General features: G+C 24.2%; 15 protein-coding genes and 1 pseudogene. 14 read left to right on the top strand and 2 right to left on the bottom strand.

Going from position 1 to position 21,605, the window contains the following annotated elements:
- Positions 1 to 75: 75 nt before the first annotated feature.
- Positions 76 to 702: a 30S ribosomal protein S4 gene (gene rpsD, locus MYE_RS03215; RefSeq protein ID WP_042733499.1), complete on the bottom strand. Its 627-nt coding sequence runs from the start codon at positions 700 to 702 to the stop codon at positions 76 to 78.
- A gap of 312 nt (positions 703 to 1,014) precedes the next feature.
- On the opposite strand from rpsD, the gene MYE_RS03210 reads away from it, so the two are divergent.
- The 12 genes and pseudogenes from MYE_RS03210 (at position 1,015) to MYE_RS04445 (ending at position 17,544) form a co-directional block, all read left to right on the top strand.
- The gene (locus MYE_RS03210) at positions 1,015 to 1,776 is read left to right on the top strand and encodes a BspA family leucine-rich repeat surface protein (protein WP_042733498.1); all 762 of its coding nucleotides are present in this window, start codon (positions 1,015 to 1,017) and stop codon (positions 1,774 to 1,776) included.
- Between the two features lie 282 nt (positions 1,777 to 2,058).
- Complete coding sequence (locus MYE_RS03205; protein WP_042733659.1) at positions 2,059 to 4,242, top strand: putative immunoglobulin-blocking virulence protein; 2,184 nt, start codon at positions 2,059 to 2,061, stop codon at positions 4,240 to 4,242.
- 28 nt (positions 4,243 to 4,270) lie between these two features.
- On the top strand, positions 4,271 to 6,835 hold the full coding sequence (gene mip / locus MYE_RS03200) for an Ig-specific serine endopeptidase MIP (protein ID WP_042733497.1): 2,565 nt from the start codon (positions 4,271 to 4,273) through the stop codon (positions 6,833 to 6,835).
- 58 nt (positions 6,836 to 6,893) lie between these two features.
- Positions 6,894 to 8,330: an MSC_0624 family F1-like ATPase-associated membrane protein gene (locus tag MYE_RS03195; RefSeq protein ID WP_042733496.1), complete on the top strand. Its 1,437-nt coding sequence runs from the start codon at positions 6,894 to 6,896 to the stop codon at positions 8,328 to 8,330.
- 14 nt (positions 8,331 to 8,344) lie between these two features.
- A complete protein-coding gene (locus tag MYE_RS03190; protein ID WP_042733495.1) occupies positions 8,345 to 8,848 on the top strand; it encodes a DUF2714 domain-containing protein in 504 nt (167 codons plus the stop codon).
- Positions 8,848 to 9,735 (top strand): MSC_0622 family F1-like ATPase gamma subunit, encoded by an 888-nt coding sequence (locus MYE_RS03185; protein WP_042733494.1) that lies wholly within the window; start codon positions 8,848 to 8,850, stop codon positions 9,733 to 9,735. The genes MYE_RS03190 and MYE_RS03185 overlap by 1 nt, the downstream gene beginning before the upstream one ends.
- Position 9,736: 1 nt before the next feature.
- The gene (locus MYE_RS03180) at positions 9,737 to 10,192 is read left to right on the top strand and encodes an MSC_0621 family F1-like ATPase epsilon subunit (RefSeq protein WP_042733493.1); all 456 of its coding nucleotides are present in this window, start codon (positions 9,737 to 9,739) and stop codon (positions 10,190 to 10,192) included.
- Complete coding sequence (locus MYE_RS03175) at positions 10,179 to 12,416, top strand: MSC_0620 family F1-like ATPase-associated subunit (protein ID WP_042733492.1); 2,238 nt, start codon at positions 10,179 to 10,181, stop codon at positions 12,414 to 12,416. Before MYE_RS03180 ends, MYE_RS03175 begins: the two co-directional genes overlap by 14 nt.
- A 4-nt stretch (positions 12,417 to 12,420) precedes the next feature.
- Entirely contained in the window at positions 12,421 to 13,974 is a 1,554-nt protein-coding gene (locus MYE_RS03170) for an MSC_0619 family F1-like ATPase alpha subunit (protein WP_042733491.1), read from the top strand.
- Positions 13,974 to 15,353 carry an MSC_0618 family F1-like ATPase beta subunit gene (locus MYE_RS03165; RefSeq protein ID WP_042733490.1) on the top strand — a complete coding sequence of 460 codons (1,380 nt, stop codon included), beginning with the start codon at positions 13,974 to 13,976 and terminating at the stop codon, positions 15,351 to 15,353. The genes MYE_RS03170 and MYE_RS03165 overlap by 1 nt, the downstream gene beginning before the upstream one ends.
- Positions 15,354 to 15,648: 295 nt before the next feature.
- Positions 15,649 to 16,791, top strand: a pseudogene (locus MYE_RS04450) (M13 family peptidase); the annotation flags it as partial.
- 150 nt (positions 16,792 to 16,941) lie between these two features.
- On the top strand, positions 16,942 to 17,544 hold the full coding sequence (locus MYE_RS04445; protein WP_330216773.1) for a M13-type metalloendopeptidase: 603 nt from the start codon (positions 16,942 to 16,944) through the stop codon (positions 17,542 to 17,544).
- A 627-nt stretch (positions 17,545 to 18,171) separates the two neighbouring features.
- Here the strand turns inward: MYE_RS04445 and MYE_RS04300 are convergent.
- Positions 18,172 to 18,318 (bottom strand): hypothetical protein, encoded by a 147-nt coding sequence (locus tag MYE_RS04300; protein ID WP_168222650.1) that lies wholly within the window; start codon positions 18,316 to 18,318, stop codon positions 18,172 to 18,174.
- Positions 18,319 to 18,617: 299 nt separating this feature from the next.
- On the opposite strand from MYE_RS04300, the gene MYE_RS03150 reads away from it, so the two are divergent.
- Both MYE_RS03150 and thiI read left to right on the top strand, forming a co-directional pair.
- Positions 18,618 to 20,378, top strand: coding sequence for a hypothetical protein (locus MYE_RS03150; RefSeq protein WP_052491425.1), 1,761 nt, complete (start codon positions 18,618 to 18,620; stop codon positions 20,376 to 20,378).
- 15 nt (positions 20,379 to 20,393) lie between these two features.
- The gene (gene thiI, locus MYE_RS03145) at positions 20,394 to 21,587 is read left to right on the top strand and encodes a tRNA uracil 4-sulfurtransferase ThiI (protein WP_042733487.1); all 1,194 of its coding nucleotides are present in this window, start codon (positions 20,394 to 20,396) and stop codon (positions 21,585 to 21,587) included.
- Positions 21,588 to 21,605 lie beyond the last annotated feature (18 nt).

The following is a 21,605-nucleotide window of genomic DNA, read 5'->3' as shown; positions in this document are numbered from 1 at the left end:
AACAAAAAAATATTAGTCTAAAGATAGGAAATAAAAACATAAAAAAAGATCTCTTGTGAGATCTTGATTTATTAATTATTTTTTAATTAAACGGTTGTATCATTCAACGATGAATGCTTCGTTGATTTCAGCATTTAATTCTTTTCTTTCTGGTAATCTTACAAATTCACCTTTAACGTTGTTTTTGTCAACTTTAACAAATTCAACAGTTGATTCATTGTTTTGTAATGCTTCAAGAACTTTTTCATTTTTCTTAGTTGCTTCTTTAACTTCAACTACATCTCCAACTTTTAATTGGTATGAAGGAATATCAATTTTTTTACCATTTACTAAGATGTGACCGTGGTTTACTAATTGTCTTGCGCCTTGTCTTGTCATTGCAAATCCTAATCTGTAAACGATGTTGTCTAATCTTGATTCTAATAATACTAAGAAGTTTGTTCCTAAAATTCCTTGTAATTTTTTAGCTTTAGCAAAAGTGTTTCTGAATTGTCTTTCACTTAAACCATACATGAATTTAACTTTTTGTTTTTCTTGTAATTGTTGTCCGTAACCAGATAATTTAATTTTTGATTTATCTTTTCCGTGTTGTCCTGGAGTAGTTACTCTTTTTTTACCTTTTAAAAATTCTTTACCAGTTTCAAGAATTGAAAAACCATATCTACGAGCTTTTTTGAATGTTGAGCCTGTGTATCTTGACATATGTAATTCTCCTTTTATATAGTTATTAAAAATATTTTGAACAGTTCCTAAACTAACCAGTCTATTAATTCGCTCTTACTGCTAAGAGTTACTATTTTTATTTAATATAGACAGAATTTAATCTATAACTGAATGCAGAATATAGTTAAATAACTTTAATATTATAAACTTTTTTTGAAGATATTCAACTTATTTAAAAACAAATCCCAATTGGTTTGTGCAATATCAGCGGTTGACACTGTTATTTATTATGATTTACAATAAGTTTACTGCATCGAAAAAAATAATAATATTATAGAAAGGATTTTGCATATGACTAAAAAAACTTTACCAATTTTAATATCATCATTGACTGGAGTTTCTGCAGTTGGGGCTGTTAGTGGAGTTGTCGGTCATAGAATTATGAACAGGAATATAGATAAAGAGTTTGAACGTGAGCGATTAGAATATATTGACAAAATAATTAGAGAAAATAATATTTCTCAAGATTCATTTAAACCAGGACCTAATGGTCTATTTCGAGTAGTTCATACAATACAATATTCTAAATATATTAGAGATGAACAAGGTAATCCGATTGAATGTACTCAACTTGGATATTCGTTGTTATCTGATAAACATATTGCATTGCACCGTATGCCTGAAACTGTTAAAAAAGTACCTAAAAATCTTCCAAAATTCATATCAGCACTAATCCTTACTTTTTTTCATAATAAGAATGAAACTATTGAAGGTATTCAGTACTGAAACACTAGAAATATAACTAAAATGACAGCAATGTTTTGAAGAGCTCACAATTTCAATCAAGATATCTCTAATTGAGATACAAGAAATGTAAGACATATTAATGGAATGTTTTATGGTGCCAAATCCTTCAACCAACCTATAGGAAACTGAAACACGTCAAATGTAGTTACTATGAGCAATTTATTCGCAAATGCAACAAGTTTCAATCAAGATATATCAAATTGAAATGTTTCAAATGTTAGATTATATAAAGATTTTAATGTTAATGCCCACCCTGAATTCACAGGTAGCAAACTCCCAAAATTTCCTAAACAAAAACAAGAATAATATTAATAGTAAGCTCTCAATCCATGAGAGTTTTTTATTAGAAAATAGTAGTTGGTACAATTTTAGATATTTAGCTATTTTTAAGAAAAACTAGATTAAAAAGTGTTATATGTTATTAAAAAATACAAAAATACTATAAAATCGGTAATATATATATATATATATATATATATATATCAATTTAAAAAAATCTATATAATATACTAAATGATAAATAAAAATTAATTGAGAAATTTATAGATTAATAAATATTGGTTGATTAAAGAATGGAGAAAATAAATGATGCATATTAAAAAGAAGAAAAATAAGACATTACTTTTATTAATAATTGGTCTTGTTACTTCTTCAACTGTTTTATCTGCAATTGTATATAATGCTGTTTCAGATGGATCTATTGCTAAGATCACTTCAACAATCGGTCAAACTGATGCTGAACTTCAACCGGTTAATGGTAATGTTAATGTCAATGTAGCAGCTAGAGACACTAATATTGATAAAATTCCAAAAGAAGAGTTAGTAAAACCAGAACCAACCAGAAAAGAAGAAATTGAAACCGTTCCAACTCCAGAAGTTCCAAGAGTAGTTGAAAACGAAACTAAACCAAAACCAGAAATTAAACCAGGTGAACATGAAACAACAATTGAAATCGCAGGAACATCAGTAAGAGCCATTGTTAGTGGTAGACCAACTTTTACTCCAACTACATATGATACAACCAATGGTATTGCTAATCCTAGTGGTTATACAAACATTACAGTTGATAAAATCGTTAGTGTTAATGTAACTAAAGAACTAAGAGATGCAGTTAGAAACCAAGCATTAAATGCACAAGGTACTGGATTGTTAAATGACAGTGCTTTTAAAGTTATTACCGATACTTTTGCTAGAAATGAAGGTCCTGAAACTGCTGGAGCAATTTTAAGAAATAATAAAGATACTTGAGAGAATTTAGTTCAAAGATTTGGTAAATTATTTGATTCTCCAAATGTAAAAAAATTCTTAAAAGATGATGCTCAAAAAATATATGATCAAATGATAGCAACATTCAAAACTAAAGAAGCAAAATACGCATGATTATTAGTTAATTTAGATAGTACAAAATTTACAACAATTGGACCAAGAGCTGAAGCTTATTTAAAAGAAGGTTTAGCTTTAGATCCTAGAAATGCATATATTAATGAAGATGGAGTAATTGATTCTTATGCATATAATATTCCTGATAGATATAACACTGTAACTAGCCGAATTACTAGAGATAATCTTGAAAGAAGAGTTTTTAACTACAACTCACCATATACAAGATCTGCTGAAGATGTTAGAAATGGTACTTATCCAGGATGAACAAAACAAAAAATTGATGTAAATACCGATCCAACATTTAATAAATACAATATTGAACCAAATTCAGGGATAAACGTTTTTGAACTAACAAGAAATCCAAAAACTGAAGGTTTATTAAATAAGGGTTATGTTATTGAAGTTGATGCTGCTAATACTAAAGGGTATGACAAAATAGAAGGATTAATTAAAGAATTACAACAAGATGGTGTTGAAATTACTTCATATAGAATTTTTAACATGGGAAGAGATGATGGATCTCAACCATTTAGACATATTTTAAGAGCTCTTCCCGAAAACTTACCACAGCTAGAATTATTCTTTTCAGATAGACAAACAAATACCTCGAGTTTAATAGCTTTAGAACATAAAAAAATTAAAGAATTATCATTATATACAACAGGAAACTCATTAAGAGACAGTTGATCATTTAACCCTTGATCTCTAAGAAATACTTCATTTATAAACACTTTAGATTACAACGTAAGTTCTGATTATGCTAGAGGATTAGAAATTTCAACAAGAATTACATTTGATACAATCGCTTTTGATGAAGAAGATTATAGTAATATAAACGATTTTAGAAGAATTAATTTAGGATTAAGAATGGTGTATTACGCTAGAAATAATGAACCATTCTTCCAAGGAAGACATGGATCAGGACTAAATCCAGATCAACAACAAGGTGATAATAGTTATCCAACTGGTTTAGATTTTAGTCGAGTTACAAAAATAAAATCTTTAAGAGGTTTAGAGTTCCATGATTCGCAAAACACAACTAATAAAGCTAGATTAATTAAAAGACTGACTTTATTTAATAACCAAGAAGCATTTGAAATTTCAACAGATGAATTAAATAACGCTAACTTACAACACTTAGATACTAATAATCCTTTTGAAAAACCTAAAATAATGTTTAGCAATGGTGCTGGAACAACAAAAATAGAAATAAAAGGAACTGATAAATTAGAACGTTCTGGTTTAGATAATTTAGCAAAATATTTTGAATATAATGAAATCTTAAAATCAAGAAAACAAATTGTAGTAGACCCTAGTGCTAATGGTTTAATACAACAGTTAAAAGAATTTGGTTATGATGTTATAACTGAAGATTACAGTTTCAGTTAATTGTTTTTAAAAAGAAAGGAAATTAAATATGAAGTTACTAAATAAACTACTGATGATAACAGGTGTATCATCAGTGGTTGTTCCCAGTTTATTAGTTGTTTCATGTAATAAAGTTGTTGATAGTTCACCAAATTCTGAACTAACAAATGAACAAATTAATGATTTTATAAATTCAATAAATTCAGAACAAAAATTAAAAGAAGTTGCTGATATTACTTTTAAAACAAAATTTGGATCAGAAAAAACTTTATCAAATACACTTCCTAGTGAAGTTGAAGAAAGTCCATCAAGTTTAAAAATTAGTTTTAAAGAAACTAAATATAAAGAAAACATATCTGTTTCTGTTAATAATGCAAATACAGAAAAAAATGCTTCAACAAACATTTCAAATACAAAAGGTGAAGTTACTATATTTATTGAATTTTTAAACAGAAAAGAAAATAAATCTCAAAATAAAAAAATGCTTCTAACGGGTTTAATGAGAAACAGTGGATTTGATCATAACAATAGACAAGAAACAGATCCTACTGCTTCTTTTGGTGGGAGAGAAGGATTAGAAAAATACGATAAAGCAGATCAAAAACAACGCTTTAATATTGATAATGAAAAATACATAAAAATACTTGAATCTATGTACACTCAAGGTTTAAGTAAAAATGTTGATATTAAAAAAGAGTTTGGTTTGGATTTAACAGAAGAACAAATCGAAGAATTTAATAAATTAGCTGAAGAAGTTAGTTTTGATAGCTATTACAATTCAGCGTTAAAAGGATTCACACTTCCTGTTTTTGAAGACAATAAAAAGAAATTAAAAATTAATGATCGAGCTGAAGTTAATAAAGGACCATCTTTTACCGATTCACTTGGTTCAGATCATGTTAAATCACACGGTCTAGCTAGAACTTTAACAAATCAAACTTATAAAACAATGGCTGAGCAAACATTCCAAGTTAAATTTACATATAAAAAAGACTTTAGTGTCGAGATTGCAAACTTAAAGAAAAATATAGAAATAATTAGATCTTGAGATGAAAATAAATTTAAAGAATTTAAAGATGGTGAAGTCAGAAAACTAGAACTTCAATATAATTTTGAAATTCAAAAATTACAACAAGAAATTAATTCTATAGATAGTAAAGAAAAAGCAAGAAAAGCAGAAAAAGAAAATGAACTACAAGATCTAAAAAATAAACTTGAAAAAGAAAAAAGCGAAATACTTGCTCACACAAAAATTTCATTAATCAAATCACAACAAGATGAATTAAATAAACTAATTGAAAAAAGAGAACAAGGTAAAGAGCTTGCTAATGAGTCTGGAACAATGTGAATAATGGATTATCAATTAGATAATGCTAATAGCCCAACAACATTTTATTTTGGAACTAACTCTCACGTTGCAAAAGCTATAACAGATAATTTAACAAGAGTGTCAATTACTAGAATTAAAGAATCTGTAAAAATTGGTCAAACTCTTAAATTAAATTCTTTTGATCCAAACTTTGAAACTTTTACTTTTGAAATAAATGATCAAAATAGAAACGCTGTATCAGCGATTTTCCATGCAACAGATTTTATTGATAAAAAACCAGCTGATTATTTAGTTGAACAACAAGCAGAAAAATACAAAGATGCAGGATTTTTTGCAGATTTTGCAGTAGTTGAATTTGATTTTAATAGTTTATTAAATAATAGTAATTTCACTGCAGTTAGTGCTAGAAAAGAAATTGATCAATATAAATCTTTAGATGCCAAAAAACTATCAGCAATAATTACAAACAATTATGCAACAAAAGGAAATTATGTTAAATTTAAGTCCGATTCATATTTAACAGATTATGAAAAAGTTGATAGACCTATTCTAATTAAAAAAGATAGAAATGATAAAGAAAAACTTAATAATTTAGAAAGTATATATGTTTTAGGATATCCAACTTCAGAAAGTGATTATTATTTAAGACAACATTTAGATGATGATCAAATAAGTGAAAAGAAAAATGATTTTTCACTTTGAACAAATTCTGATAGTAAATATTTTGATTCAGTTTCTAAACAAGAAGGATCTAGTAGTCTTTATTCAGATGAAGAATTAGCAAGAGGTAATTTCTTATCATATCAAATTGGTTATCGTTCGTTTACAAATAAACCAGGACTAACTGATGCATTTTTAGCAACTCATAGAGTAGGAAATGAACTTTACACACTTACTTTAGGTGGAAAAACTAAACAATATTTCAACTTTGGATTAGAATTAATGCCAAGATTTTATTCTCCTGCTGGAGGAGCATCTGGATCTAGTGTTAGAAATAAAAATAATGAATTAATTGCAGTTTATCACGCTTCAAATGGTAGTGCAAAAACTGGTTTAGCAACTATGTTTAGATCACCAGGATATAATTACCAAGGACTATTTGGTGAATATAATTTACCTGAATATGATCTAATTTATGGTAGTGGACAAAATCAAATTAATTCATATAGACATGCATTAGAAAAGAAATTTAAAGACAGCAACATAAAAACAAAATTATTTGAAAATGGATTTAGTATAAACAATATACCTGATGATTTCAAATTTGATAAAAAAACTAACTAAAATAAATAACAAAGGTGATAAAGCAATAGCTTATTACCTTTTTGTATAAGGAGCAAAAATGATACAAAATTCTATCAAATTAACTGATAGTAAAAGTTATGAAGAAATAACTAATTTAGTATTAGAAAAAGATAAAAATAAAATTATAACGATCTATAAATTTATATCATTAATATTTTTTTCTACTACGTTTATTTTATTGTTATTTTTAATTAATAAAACGGTCTTTTACAGTAAAGATTTACTCTCTATAGCTTTTAACTTTTCAACAGATAAATTTAAAGAAATAAACTGAACATTTTTATTAAGATTATTTACTTTAAGTTTTTTATACTTATATGGTTTTAAAAAAGCGTACTTAAATATCTATCAAAATAAAAATCATATAAAAATATATGCAATATGGTTTGTATTATATTTATCTATTTCTTTATTTGGATTTATTATGTTTTTTGCATTTAAAGATATTACTAATTTCTATAAAACTTTTAGTCTTTTATACAGTTTGATTGTTTTATTAGTAGTTGATATATTTTATGAAATATTCAAGTTCTTCACAAAAAGAAAAACAAATCCTTTAATTTATTCAAATAAAAAATTATTAGTAATAAATATATTATCAAGAGTTATTTTAGTTAGTTTAGTATTAGTATTTTTCACTTTATGAATTCAAGCAGCATCTAAAACAGGATCATTAATTATTAATAATTCATTTTATAATTCAATTTATAAAATCTTTAAATTTAAAAGCTTATTAAACTTTATGATTATTGTTTTTAGTTTCTTAGTTTTAATGATATTGTTAGTCGGATTAAATATTTATTTAGTTTATTCAATAATTTATAAACAATTAAATATAAGTAATTTAAAAAATAGATTTGATTTTTATTTAGTATGCTTAAGTGTTATTGTTATTTGACTTATAAGCTTAACAGTTTTAAAAATAAAACCAACTCATAATAGATTTAGTGATGATGAATCTTTAGATTATTTAAATTTATTATTTTCAGTATTTAATATCTTAATATTTATGATTTTTATGTATTTACACTTTTTAAAAAAACATAAAATAGTAAACAATAAATTATTAAATAATAATTATTTAATTAGTTTTTTATGAATTATTTGAACTATGTTTATGATTTCAAATTTTTTAACAGATCAAGTATTAGTTTCTTTAATTAATTTAATAGTTAATATTGTTTTAACAGTTATTAGTTTTAAACTGTATTATATAAAAAATAAACTTAATAGTTATTCTAATTCATTACTAATAGTTATTAACGTCAACATATTATTTATTGTTGGATTAATTTATGGATTAAACCACATATTACTAGCAAATCAAAACAGATCTTTATATATCTTAAATAGTAGTTTAAATATTAATCAGATCATTTCAATAACTATAGTTTCAATACAAACAATTTATTATCTTTATTATTTAATTAGTTCAACAATTTCAATAAATCAAATTAAAAAGATTAACATATAGTTTAAGGAGTAATTATGAAAAAAAATGACAAAAATTCAATTATAAACTTAGAGACATTTGATGTATTTGATTTGTTTAAAAAAACTAAAGCTTCACAAAACTATATTAGTTATAAAAAATTAATAGCTAGTGTTTTATTAGAATCTAATTTAGGATTTAATTCTGATCAATATCTTGAATTTGAAAAAATGACAAATAAAGCATTAGAAAATAAATTTGATTTGTTATTAAAAGATTTTGTAATTTCATTTAATGTTGATCTTAAATACGGTTTAAATATTTTAGTTCCAATTTTAACTGATAAAGAATCAACAAATAATGAAGCAATTAGTTTTATAAAAAGTAGTGATGAAAAATTAAATAACTTTTTAAATGTATTTAACTTATATATTTCTAAATTAATTAATGATGATAAATATCTTGAAATTTTTCCTGAAATTATTGTTTATAGATCAAAAAATACTGGTTCATTAAAAATACTTTTTAATGAAAAATATTTAGTTATTAGAGGTAGTTAATGGATTTAAAAAAAGTTGAAAGTAAGTTAAATAATTTTAAAAAAATTCAATCAAAAGTTATTAATGATAAAAGTATTTTACAAATTGAAATTATTAAACAAAATAGTTTATTAACTCATTATTTAGATAATGCATTATTAAATCAGTACTTGATATTATCAATTAAACAACAATATCAAATTAAAAATAATTTAATAAGTTCTACATCTAAAACTAAAAATAAGTTTAAAAATTTTTTAATAAAACCTAAACAACTATGAATTTATTTAACTGAAGAACAAAAATATCAAACAGATTCTTATTCAAGATATGAAAATCATATTTTAAATAATATTAAAACTAAAAATATAGACTTTATAACAATAGGAAAACGAGCGCTTGAGTTTTGTTTAGATAATAAATTAAATGCTATTTATAATTTTGATTTACATGAATCTAATTTGTCTTATAAATTAACTGAAATAATTAAGTTATTATTTAGTCAAAAAAATTATCAATCACTTTGTTTTGTAATTAACTCAAATAAAAATAAAACAAATCAATTTACAATTTTACCTTTATCTGAATTTGATATAACAGCATTAAGTGAAAAACAATTAGATTATGATTTAATAGATATTTCTAAATTTAGAATTTATCCAGATATTGACACTTATTTAGAAATTCAAGTAGATAATTTTATTAAAAATTCAATTGAATCACTATTAGTTGAATCATCATTTTATAAAGCCAAAAATGAATTGATTAGAATTAATAAAATCATTAATGAAGTTGATGAAGAAATCCATAATTTAAATAAAAAAGTTATTAGAATCAAACGAGAAAAAGAAATTGAAGAATTAGTTTTATTAGCTAGTGCAAATAAACATTTTTTCAAAAAGGAGTAGTATGTTTAATCTATCAATTAATTTTATAGAAAATAAAAAAACTATTAATTTTAACAATGTATCAGTTTCTTTTAATGTCGATCAACAACAAGAGTGAGTTGAATTATCTAATAACTTTTTAGTAGGATATGAAATTATTTTATTAAGAATTTATGATTATAAAACTAGAGATTATAAGTTCTTATTTTGTAAAAATGCTCATATTATAGTTAAAAATAATCACATAACTGTTAATACTTTTTCATCAGATGAATTTTATATTCAAAACAAATTTAAAAAACAAAATGATAGTTTATTAAAGCAAGTCAATAAAAAAATATCAGCACTACTAGCAATTGAAAAAATCGGATTAGATATAGAAAAAATATTTGAACTTAAGAAATTAAAACAAAAACAATATGTATTAAAAATGATTAAAGAGTTAAGTTTAAAAAAGGAGAATTATGAAGAAATTTAAACCAAAATTCATCTTATTATTTAACATAACTTTATTTTCAATAATAACTCCTATTAGTTTATCTTTGATAAATCAAAATAAAGTAGTTAATAAAAATATTCTTTCTTTATATCAAAAAGATTCAACTAGTGAAAACTTAGTTGATAGTTCAACAACAAATCAAACTAATCCAAAACCTGATGCACCTAAAAAACCTGAAGTTGACAAATCATTTAATACTTTTAAAAATACTTTAGATAATAAGTTAAAAGAAGAATTATCAAAAATATTTGATAAAATTCAAAAGTTTATTAATGATGAATTAGAAAAAGATAAAGACAAGTTAAAAGAAGAATCTAAAACTGAAGAATATACAGCAAATATAGAAAAAAGAGTATATTTAAATTCATTAAAAAAACTTTATGATAGTTCTAAAAAACATGACTTTATATCAGATCCTTCACAATTTGGATTTCATATAACTTTTCCTTACATTTTAGCTGTTAAAAAAGAACATAATACAGGAACAGTAATTTTTAATAATAAGAAATACGAGAACGTTAGATTAAGTTTAGATGATGCTTATGATTATTCAAAAATTATAGATAAAAAATTAAAAGAAGAAGTTATAAAAAATAAAGATCAAATTGTTAATACTATAAGTTCACATATTTTTAATGTTGAGTTAGATGAATATTTTAAAAAATTTGATAAAGAAGTAATTGGTATGATCTTTAATGAAAAAGAATTACCAAAACTTGGACAAGATTTTATTTTAGAACCAATTAAAAATGAAGATAATGATGAAATTTATGTTGGATCTGCAAAAATTTTAGATAAACATAAATCTTGAAAAGATTATGTTATTAATAAAATAAAACCTAAATTTATTGATTTTGATTTAACTAAAAATCAAGAATATAAAGACAATAACGAATCAGAACCAACTCCATCACCAACTCCAACTATTCCTGATCCATTAAAACCAGTCGTTCCAAATGATAAAAGACCAAGTAATATTAATCCAACTCAACTAATCCAAGCACTTCCAAAATTAAAACCATATGTAAGTTATAAATATGCAAACACCAATTCAATTAGTGAGATTATTAATAGATTTGAATCAGAAAATAATCAAGAAAATAAGAAAAACTTTTTCTTTTTTAAAAATCCAATTAATACAAGATTTGAATATACTGTTGAATCAAAAGCACAATCAACTTCATCAGACAGTCAATTTGTAACTGTTAAAATAAGAGATCTATTAAATGAAGCTAAATTTAGAACTTATCAAACAGAAATCATTAATCCAAATAAAAATGTAAAATATAGTTTTTTATTAGAAAAACAAAATAAAGAGATTAGTAAAACGTTTTTAAAACTATATAAAGCACTAATGTTAGATGAAAAACTAAACTATAAAACTATAGGTCATGGAGATTTACAATCAGCTGTTTTAGGTTTTGTTGAAAGTGCGAATAAAATAATTAATGATCAAAATTTTAACAACTTGTGATCTAAAGTTCTAAACAATTATTACAATTCAATTGATACTAATCAAATTAATAATCCAAATTATAATCCAAAAGCAATTTGGTCAAGCTCAAGAATTTTAATTGATAAAATTTTAAGTTCTTTAATATCATCTAATCTAAACAATCAACCTGTGTTTCATAGTTTATCTAATGCATTTTTAGTTTTAAAATCAGATCTAGATCAATTTACGACTCACACTGCTTCTAGAGAAAAATTTCTTCAAAAGGCTAAAAAGCACAACATTAATCTTAAATATGTAGATAATGTTTTTATAAATTTTGATAAATCTAACACTAGGTTAATATCTACTGCAAATGATAAATTCAAAAACTTTAATACAATAAAATGATTTGATGATTATATAAAGAATGTTAAAGATAGTAGAGAATATGTTGAAATAATTAAAATTTTATTAGCTCCGGTTGATTTACAACCAAACTCAAAAGAGTATGAAGAATTTAATAAATACTATCAATTAGCAATACAAAAAAACAAAGATGAACAAAAAATTTCAGATAACTATTCATTAGTAATAGGAATTAGTTTATTAGCACTAAGTACTTTATTTTTAATAATAAATAGTTGTGTATACTTGTATAAAAATAAAAATAGAAAACAATTAAAATCAACATTTATCATTTTAACAATACTTAGTTCAAGTGTTATGTTAATCTCAACAATCTTAATAATAATAGGAGCGAAAGGATAAAAAAATGAACTCAAAAATAAACAAAAAAGTTTCAAATACTAATCCTAAAGTTGTAGCAATTTATGATTATATTGTTCAAGTTGAAGGAAGTTTCGATTATTGTCAACAACAAGTTTTTACCTCAGTAAAAAATAATGATGTTAGGTTATTTTTAATTAGTGCTTCAGAAAATTTTGCATATCTACTAGCTAATTTAGAAGGTCAAAAATTATCTATTGGTGATGAAATAGAATTATCAGATCAATCAGATGAAGTATTTACTAGTAAACAACATTTTAATAAAGTAATTGATATTTATGGAAATGCAATTTTACCTGCTAATGAAGTTATTAAAAAAGATAAAAACGATGCTTCAAGTAAAATATTTAAAGTAAATCAAGATTTAATGAGAGTTCAAAGATTAAATGAACAACTTTATACCGGATTAACTGCAATTGATTTATTGATTCCTATAGGAAAAGGTCAACGTGAATTAATTATTGGAGATCGTCAAACTGGAAAAACTCATATAGCATTAAATACAGTAATTAATCAATCACAAAAAGGTGTTAAATGTGTTTATGTTGCAATTGGTCAAAAAAGAGAAACTATTTCAAGAATTTACAATACTTTAGAAAAGTATGATGCTTTAAAAAATACTATTATTATTGATGCTCCTGCAACTAGTGCATATGAACAATATCTAGCTCCTTATATCGGAATGGCTCATGCTGAAAATATCTCACTTACTGATGATGTGTTAATTATTTTTGATGATCTAACAAAACATGCCAATATTTTTAGAGAAATAGCATTACTAAGTAATAGACCAGTAGGAAAAGAAGCGATGCCTGGAGATATGTTTTTTTCTCATTCTCAATTATTAGAACGTGCTGGATCATTTAAAAATACAAAAACAATTACTGCACTGCCAATTATTCAAACTACTGATAATGATCTAACTAGTTTAGTTGCATCAAATGTGATTTCAATTACTGATGGACAAATTGTCACAAGTAGTAAGTTATTTTCTCGAGGAGTACTTCCTGCTATTGATATTGACTTTTCAGTTTCAAGAACCGGAAGTAGTGTTCAAAATAAATCAATGACAAAAATTGCTAGCGATATTGGTAAAACTTACAGAAAATATAAACGTCAATTAAAACTTGCTTCATTAGATTATAAGTTAAATGATCAAGTTGCTGATTTAATGTATAAAGGAAAAATGATAGATAAGCTATTCTTACAAAAAGGATATTTGTTATACACTTACAATTTCATTTTAATGATGAGCAAAATTATTCAATGATCATTAATTAAAACTATTAAAGACGAACAAAAAGCATTATTATTTTTAGATTATTTTATTAATAATCACAACGAAGGACAAAGACAATTTGAACTTATTAAATCAAGTGATCAATATGATGAAGAAATGACAAGAAACTATTTCTTATTTGCATTAAAACAATATTCTGATTATTTAGATTTAAATTGAGATATAGAAAATGATTATGATTTTTTAGAAATAGATAAATCATTTTTAGAAAAAGCTGCACAGAAATTAGGTGATAAATAATGGATGGAAAAATTATTAGTATATCAGGAGATGTTATAGATATCGAATTTGATTCTAAACATTTACCTTTAGTTAATCATTTACTAACAACTCATAATAACACTACATATTTACTAGTTAAAAGTATTATTAGTAATACTCATATTAGAGCGATTGTTATTTATTCATCTAGATCTATTTCAATAAGTGATGTAGTTAAAAACACAAATAAAAGTTTTATGGTTCCAGTTGGAGATAAAGCAAAAAATAATATTTATAGTTTTTCAGGAATTTCATTAAATAATGAGAATAATAAAGATGTTGATTTAATTGAAATGAATTCAATTATTAATAATAAAAGACAGATAAATGTTGAAAATGAATTTATTGAAACAGGAATTAAAGCAATTGATTTTTTCATACCTATTTTTAAAGGATTTAAATTAGGTATTTTTGGTGGGGCTGGTGTTGGTAAAACAGTTCTTATGAAAGAGATTATTTTTAATGTAAATAATAGATATAAAAATACTTCAAATATTTTTATTGGTTCAGGAGAACGTTCTAGAGAAGCGATTGAACTTTATGATGAATTAGTTCAATCTGATCTTATGAAAAATTCAACAATGTATATTTCAAAAATGAATGAATCTCCAGGAGCTAGAATGTCGATTGTACCAATTGGAGTAACTGCTGCTGAATATTTAAGAGATTATAAAAAAGAAGATGTTTTACTATTTATAGATAATATTTATCGTTTTATTCAAGCAGAAAATGAAGTTAGTGCAACACTTGGTAAAAAACCTTCAATTGGAGGTTATCAATCTACATTAGAAAGTGATGTAGCAAATATCCAAGATCGTTTATTTAAAAATCAAAATGCATCAATTACTTCATTTCAAACAGTGTTTTTACCAATGGATGATTTAAGTGATCCTTCAGCTGTTGCAGTTTTTAATCACTTAGATTCAAATTTAGTTTTATCAAGAGATCAAGCTGCAAAAAATATTCTTCCTGCTTTTGATCCGCTAGCAAGTTCATCAAGTTCATTAGATGAATCTCTTATTGGTAAAAAACATTTTGAAGCTATTTTAGAAGTTAAAAAAATCTTAAAAGCATACAAGGATTTAGAAGATGTAATTTTAATTTTAGGATTTGATGAACTAGATGCTGAAAATAAAATTATTGTTAAAAAAGCTTTACAATTAGAAAATTTCTTTACTCAAAACTTCTTTATGACTGAACATTTCACAAAAAGTCCTGGTCAATATGTACCGTTAAAAGATACTATTGAAAGTGTTATAAGAATATTAGAAGGCAAATATATAAAACAAAGCCCAGAAATATTTGCTTATATTGGTTCAGCTTTAGAATTAAAAACTGATGAAGAATTAGGGTTATAAAACTATTAAAAAAAGACTCTCATGAGTCTTTTTTTACATATTACATTGCTCGGTACCCCGAAATCCGGACTTTTTTAAGCGGTGTCCTGTCTTGCATATTCAATAGGTGTTAGTCTGTTTAGTTTTAAACTAATTCTTATTATTTAAACGTGTTATTTAATAGTGATATAATAAAAAACAAGTCAACTAATGTTGTTCTTAAGTTTTTGTTGTAGGTAGAAAGAAATTATTTAGCAAAATATCTATGACAACTTAAAATAAAATCTATGAGAGATTACTCAAATAAGGAGTCGCAATGAAATATAATGTAAAAGATAATCTATTCAAGGCTATTAATAATGAATGATTAGAAACAGCTAAAATTCCATCAGATCGCTCTTCAATAAGTGAATTTGATGAACTAGAAATTCGCAATGAAAAAATAGTTACACGTATAGCAAAGAAAATTTTACAACAAAACAAGACAAACAAATTAAGTGATGTTAACTTAATTAATTTTGCCAATTTCTACAAATTAACAAGTGATATTGAAAAAAGAAACGAGTTAGGTGTAAGTCCACTAAAGCCTTATTTTGATGAAATTTTAAATCTTTAATCACTAAAAGAGCTACAAGACAACTATGTGAAATTTATGTTAAGAGGCTATGAGCTACCTATTAGTTTTGGTGTTTTTTTAGACTTTTTAGATCCATCAATCCAGACTCTTTATGCAAGTATTGCTAATCATATTCTTCCTGACAAAAGTCACTATGATACAAAAGAACAAAAAGCAGTGTTTCTAAAATCATTTAAAGCAATGGCTAGAAAGTTATTAACACTATTTATTAAAGACACTTCTGAAATTAATAAAATCATTCACAAAGCTTTAAAGTTTGATGAAATTATTGCTAAATACTCACTAACTTCGCTACAAAAAGTTCGTTATACTGAACTTTATAAACCTTATGATTACAAAAAAATTGTTGCTAAGACCAAGCATTTTAATATTGCTAGCATAGTAAGTAAAGTAATTAATGATGAAGTTGATAAAATAATTTTTTCAGATGATAATTTTGCATTAAATATTGATAAAATCTTAAACGAAAAAAACTTTGAATTAATTAGGGCTTGAATGCTTATTAAATTAGTTTTAACTTTTGCACCATATCTAGATGAAAAAACTCGTACTTTAGCATCTAAATATTCGCTATTTGTAAGTGGTCAAGACAAGGTTGAAAATAAAAATAAACATGCCTTAAATTTAGCATTAAAATTCTTTTCTATGCCAATAGGTGTATATTTTGGTAAAAAACAATTAGGTGCAAAAGCTAAAAGTGATGTTGAAAAAATGGTTAAACATATGATTGAAATATACAAAAAAAGATTGCAAAAAAACACCTGATTGAGTCAAAATACAATCGATAAAGCAATTTTAAAATTGAATACTTTAAATGCACATATTGGATATCCTACTGAATTAAGACCTTATTATAGTGAACTAACAACATCATCAAATTCATTGATTGAAAATGTTTTAAAATTTAATGAAATATTACATAAATACAATTTAAATCAATATAAACAACCAATTAATAAAAACTATTGAATTATGACCCCATACCAAGTTAATGCCTACTACCACCCAATGTACAATCACATTGTTTTTCCAGCTGGAATATTACAAGGTACCTTCTATTCAATTAAACATACAACCTCAGAAAATTATGGTGGTATTGGAGCTATAATTGCTCATGAAATTTCACATGCATTTGACAATAATGGTGCTAATTTTGATGAAAAAGGTTGTTTAAAAATGTGATGAACACAAGAGGATTTTGCTAAATTTACCAATAAAATCAAAGCAATGATTGATCTTTTTGACGATGTTGAAACTGATTATGGTAAATGCAATGGTCAACTAACTGTTAGTGAAAATATTGCTGATGCTGGTGGTGTAAGTTGTGCATTAGAAGCTGCTAAAAGAGAACCTGACTATAGTGCTGAAAAATTCTTCATTAATTGAGCAAAAGCTTGAAAAGCTAAATTTAAACCTGAACGTGCTAAACGTTTACTAGAACAAGACCCACACGCACCTGCTGAATTAAGAGCTAACATCCAGACAGCTAATAATGAAGAGTTTGTTAAAGCTTTCAACATTCAACCAGAAGACAAAATGTATATTTCTCCTAAAAAAAGAGTTAAAATTTGATAATAAAAACAGATCTATATTTCTTTTTAATATTAAAGTCAGAAATGTTTTTTGATTTTAAAAAGCTGTATGAAAACCAACTTTCAACCAATTAAAAAATGAAATCAAATAATTTATTAAATGATATAACAATAAAAAAAATAAAACATTTAAAACGAAAAACTCCTAACAGATGTGAAGTACTTATATAAAAAACCAACATAACTATTTTGTCTTAAAAATTGTCTTAAAAATCTTAGTTTTTTATTTGGCTTAGTAATTTTTCAACCATTACTATGACTTCAAATATTTAAGTAGGTATTTACTTTTATAGTTAAGAGCTTTTGTTAAATTTTGATTTTAAAGTACGGTTTTATTTTTTTACTAGTTTAATGTTTGCTAAAGTAAGTAAGAATCAAATGCTATCAACAATTATCGTCATCAACAGTATTCATCATGTTTATCAAGTGGTTTAAATATCACGTATAAGAATATTAATGATAAATGAAGTGAGCCTATTAACATATTTTTATATGAATTATAAACTACTGAAAATCATTATATTATCCATACAAATACAAAAAGTATTGATAAAAATTACACTATAAATTATTAAAAGAAAAAGACTCTCATGAGTCTTTTTATTATGTATTACATCTTTTCTAGTCTTTTTAAAAGAGCAACAAACTCTTTATCATTTGCAACTTCTTCAGCCACTTCTTTTGCACGTTTTAAAAGATCTTCTTCAGGAATTGAATCTCATGGTATGATTCTGCTATTGTGTTCTATATTTTTCATTAGTTGTCACTCCTTTTCTATAGTATTAATGATAATATTTTAAAATTTTAATCCAATTGATAATATCGAAAAAGGTTTAATATGAAAAGTTATTGTCAACTGAAAAGACGAACCCAATCCAATTGATATCAAAACTGGTGTTAGATCAATCTCACAAAACCTTTCATTAAAATGAAAGGATTAGAAATGAAATAAGATACATCTAAACTCTAAAACAATCACCAACAACTTTATTTTCACTTATCTTAATAGTTAGTCTATTTTGGTATAATTTATTTTAGAAAAAAGGAGCAAAAGCAATGAAAATGATCATAAATCCTATATTTATTTTTAGTTCAAATAGAATTATTGAGCTTATTTCATATGTTGCTTTTGGAATAGGTTTTTTTGGTTTACTTATTAGTGTATCAATGTTGACAATTTATAAAAATATTATTAGTAAAGCTTTTAAAACAACAAATATTATTGAAAGAATTTTAAAACACCCGCTACCTAATCGTTTAAATAGAATGAATTTTATTGTTGAAAATTCTAGTAATGAAAATTTAAAACAAGATATTGAAATATGAAAAGTAAAATACTATGAAATTTATAAAATTCAACTACCTGAATTAATTGAAAATGTAAGTCAATATTTTGGTGTCAATAAATGAAGTTTTAAATCAAAAAGATTTCCTTCTATAAAAAATTTACACAGAGCAAATAAACTTTTAGAAGTATCTAAAAACTTAGAATTAAATGTTAGAGATATATATTATGAAACTCAAAAAGTAACTGAAGTTGAGTTTTTATTAAGAGATACTAAAATTATTATTCAAGAAACTGCTAATGAAATTTTTGATTTTGTAGATCTAAAAAAAGAGCAAAATGAATTAAAAGTTAATGTCTCAATTATTGAAGAGTATAAACAAGTAATTAATAAAAAAATTACTATTTGCGATTATTATATCAAGATAGGTAAGTTTGAAGAAGCGTTTAAAAAAATCATTAATTTATCTGAAGGAATCTCTAGATGTATTAAGTTTATTGATAAAACTCACCGAATAGCTATGTCATTAGAAAAAAATGGTACTTTATATCAAAAACTAGAAGAAATTAATAAACAATTAATTCTTAAAAATGATAAAGATCATAAACTTGATGATATAAATAATAATTTTAAAGAACATAAAGAAAAAATATCACAGTTTATATATAATGGAAAAATTGATTCAGCGACAAATCAATATCAACAATTATTTAATGATATTGATAGATTAAGTTCTTATTTAAAATTTGAAGATAAAGTTTTTATATTCTTTGAAAATAATATTGGAAAAATTCAAAACATTATAAAAGAGTTTGAAAATGAAAGTAAAAAAATAGAACAATTAATTCTTTTAAATACTTCATTAAAAAACGACATTGATATAGCTAAAGGAAAATACTATGCTATTAAACCTTTTATTGATTCAATTAATGATGAATACAAAATTATTTGTTCTAAATTTATTAAGTTTAAATATTCAATAGAAGCTTATTCAGTGTTATATAAATGTGCATATCAAATAAAAAATATTTTAACCAGATTAGAAAGTTATTATAATGACTTTATAGAAATTTATTCTATTTTAAGAACTAAAGATTCATTCTTAGAAGAAGTTGAATCAAAACTAGACAACATTAGAACTACATTATTGTGTACTGAATCAATTATTTACAAACATAGTGATATTAAAAACTTACAACAATATAAAAATAAAATTAAAGCTAGATATCAAGATTTAGAAGATATTGAAAAGAAAAATAATGCTATTTTATCTTCACCAGATAATTTTGATGCAATGTTAAAAAAATTAGATGTTCAATTAAGAAAAACAATTTATATTAAACATAATGTTATTGACGAAGTTATGTTAGATAAATTAGCTCAGTATGTTGTGACTTATGCTAATCGTTATTTAGATTATAAAAATAATTCTAATAAGAAAATAAATGAAATAATGAATGCTTATGAGTTAAAAGATTATAAAAGAACTATTGAGTTAGGTATAGATTTATTTAATGAAAATAAAATTTAGAAGTTAGGAGAAAACATGAAACACATTTTAATAAGATATGGTGAATTAACATTAAAAGGAAATAACAGATTCAGATTCGTTGATAAGTTAATTTCTAACATTAAATTTAAGTTAAAAAGATTTAATAAAGATGATATTGAATATATTAAAGATAATAATTCTTTAATATTAAAAGTTAATGATGAAATTTCAAATGATGTTTTAGAAGAATTAAAAACTGTTTTTGGAATTTATTCATTATCAGTTATTCAACACACAAAAAAAGATCTTGAAGATATTAAAAATGCTATTTTAAAAATAGTTGAACAATCTAATGCAAAAACTTTTAAATTAGAAGCAACTAGAAAAGATAAATCATTTCCGTTGACAAGTATTGAAATTAAACAAAAATTAGCTCCAGAAATTTTAAAAGCTTGTTCTAATTTATCTGTTGATGTTCACAATCCTGATTTAAAAATAGAAGTTGTAATTAAAAAAGATCATGCTGAAGTTTTTGATAATAGAATTAGTGGTTTAAAAGGATTACCAGTTGGAATTAGCGGTAAAGGTTTAAGTTTATTAAGTGGTGGAATTGATTCGCCTGTTGCTTCATTTTTAACTTTAAAAAGAGGTATGCATGTTGATTTTATCCACTTTATGACTCCACCTCACACTTCAGCTGAAGCATTAAAAAAAGTTTTTGATTTAGCTAAAAAATTATCTAAATATAATTCATCAACTTTTAGATTATATGTTTGTGATTTTGCTTTAATGTTACAAGAATTACAACATATTCCTGAAGAAAGTTATAAGATAACTATTATGAGAAGAATGTTTATGAGAATAGCAAACGCTATTGCTGATAAATACAATTACAAAGCTCTAATTACAGGTGAAAGTTTAGGTCAAGTAGCTAGTCAGACTATTGAAAGTATGGATGTAATAAACAGAACAAGTTTAATACCTATTTTAAGACCGGTTATTACATATGATAAAGAAGAAATTATTGAAATTTCTAAGTTTATTGATACATATGAAACTTCAATTCTTCCATTTGATGATGTATGTAGTATGTTTGTGCCAAAACAACCTGTTACAAAACCTAGACTTCACACAGCAATCGCTCAAGAAGATGCTATTTTATGACCTGAACTTTTAGAAGAAACAATTCAAAACCATATAACTGAATTTGTATTCAAAAATGGAGAAGTCCTAGAAAATAAAGAATAAAAATTAAAACAAAGGAGG

The organism is Mycoplasma yeatsii GM274B, from assembly GCF_000875755.1.
In the GTDB taxonomy this organism is placed as follows: domain Bacteria; phylum Bacillota_I; class Bacilli_A; order Mycoplasmatales; family Mycoplasmataceae; genus Mycoplasma; species Mycoplasma yeatsii.
Note: the sequence above shows the minus strand (reverse complement) of the source record. Positions and strands in the feature narration are given on the sequence as shown.